This is a genomic window from Acinetobacter sp. Q186-3 (assembly GCF_013420655.1).
Classification (GTDB): domain Bacteria; phylum Pseudomonadota; class Gammaproteobacteria; order Pseudomonadales; family Moraxellaceae; genus Acinetobacter; species Acinetobacter indicus.
This window is the reverse complement of the sequence record NZ_VOXS01000047.1, coordinates 1-1,793: the sequence shown is the minus strand read 5'-3', so window position 1 is coordinate 1,793 and position 1,793 is coordinate 1. Positions and strand designations below refer to the sequence as shown.

The 1,793-nt window shown below is 37.6% G+C and carries 2 protein-coding genes; one reads left to right on the top strand and one right to left on the bottom strand.

What is annotated here, in order from left to right; all coding sequences use genetic code 11:
* Nucleotides 1-191 precede the first annotated feature (191 nt).
* Nucleotides 192-1,079 (bottom strand): NAD(P)/FAD-dependent oxidoreductase, encoded by an 888-nt coding sequence (locus tag FTT64_RS14305; RefSeq protein ID WP_163145945.1) that lies wholly within the window; start codon nt 1,077-1,079, stop codon nt 192-194.
* A 109-nt stretch (nt 1,080-1,188) separates the two neighbouring features.
* Here FTT64_RS14305 and FTT64_RS14300 point away from each other — a divergent pair, with 109 nt between their 5' ends.
* The gene (locus tag FTT64_RS14300) at nt 1,189-1,644 is read left to right on the top strand and encodes an Rrf2 family transcriptional regulator (protein ID WP_163145944.1); all 456 of its coding nucleotides are present in this window, start codon (nt 1,189-1,191) and stop codon (nt 1,642-1,644) included.
* Nucleotides 1,645-1,793: the final 149 nt, after the last annotated feature.

Sequence of the window (1,793 nt, the reverse complement as noted above, 5' to 3'; positions counted from 1 at the left end):
TTAAGTTCTTTATCCGACATAGACACCAACATATCAAACCGTCCGCTAAGAAAATTGCAAAAGTGCATATTCTAAAAGCGGACATTTTTACTTTGGAGAAACCGGACATTTCTACTTTGGGCTTACATTTTGACTGCGTATAACGTGCATTATGTTAATTTTAGAGGAATTACATAATCACAGACACAGCCTTAAAAAATAAAAGACTTGTGTGCCACGATTCCTGTCATTGCACCATCACCGACAGACAACGCAACAGAACCGCCAGAGCGAGTCACATCACCACATGCATAAACGCCTTTAATATTGGTTTCTTTTGCTGGAGAAGTTTTAATCGCTTCACCATATTCATTGCTGTCAATGTCTAAACCTAAATTACGAATCCAATCTGCCTGTAAACGAGTGACTGTAGACACGAATAGACCATTTAAAGTTGTATGCTCTCCATCTACAAACACGATGTCACAATGGTTTTCAATCCGTGCAACTTTACGAGTTTCTATGACAATTTGACGCTTAGAGAGTTTCGCCAAGAGTTCATCATCTAATTGTTCAGCTTTAATGGCATCATTTAAAAATAATGTTGTATTTCCCCAATCAGGCAACATCAATGCTTGATGTAATGAATGCATACCCGATGCAAGCACACCGACCTCACCCATATTCAGCTCATATCCATCACAATAAGGACAGTGGTAGATCGATTTACCCCAACGTTCTGCTAAGCCATCAACTTGAGGTAATTCATCTTTTACGCCTGTGGCAATAATGATTTTTTCTGCTTGGAACTGTTGCTCTCCAGCACTTACCAAATATTGACCATCTATAGCTTTTACATCCGTTACTGTTTCAGATAACCATGAAACTGTTAAGTATTTTTCAACTTGTGCTCGGGCTTCTGCCGCAATTGCATCAGGTGCACGACCATCTTGAGTTAGAAAGTTATGTGAATGCTCTGCAAAGCGGTTTCTACGTTGTCCTGCATCAATAATCAAAATTTGACGACGAGCACGTGCTAAAGGCAATGCAGCAGAAAGACCTGCATAGCTACCACCAATAATTACAACTTCATAGTTCATTAGAAATACACCAAATATGTAACTTTTAAAGTTACTATATAATTTTTAGAATTGATATGAAACTTTCAATGTTACAATCTATCCAATCCATTCACTTCTAGATCTAACTATGCGTAAAGACAGTAAACTTTCTCGAATGCTTCATGTACTTTTACATATGGCTCGTGAAGATAGGCCTTTCACGTCAGATTACATCTCCGAAATGCTCGAAACGAATCCTGTTGTTGTACGTAGAACAATGTCAGGCTTAAAGAAGCATGGATTTGTTGATTCAGAGAAAGGACCTGGGGGCGGTTGGACTTTGATTAAGTCTTTAAGTGACATCTCTTTGTATGATGTTTATGTGGCAGTAGGTGAGCCGTCAATTTTTGCGATTGGCAATGAAAATAAGCAGCCTGATTGTTTGGTTGAACTCGTCGTAAACCAAGCTCTAGATCAAGCATTCATTGAAGCCCAACAATTACTTATTAATAATTTAAAGTCGACTAAACTAGATAAATTAGCACATGATTTTCAGATTGAATGGGATAAACATATTGTTAATAAACATGCTCATTTAACATAAAATCTCTTATGCGAAATCCAATTGTAAGCCCAAAGTAGAAATGTCCGGTTTCTCCAAAGTAAAAATGTCCGCTTTTAGAATATGCACTTTTGCAATTTTCTTAGCGGACGGTTTGATATGTTGGTGTCTATGTCGGATAAAGAACTTAA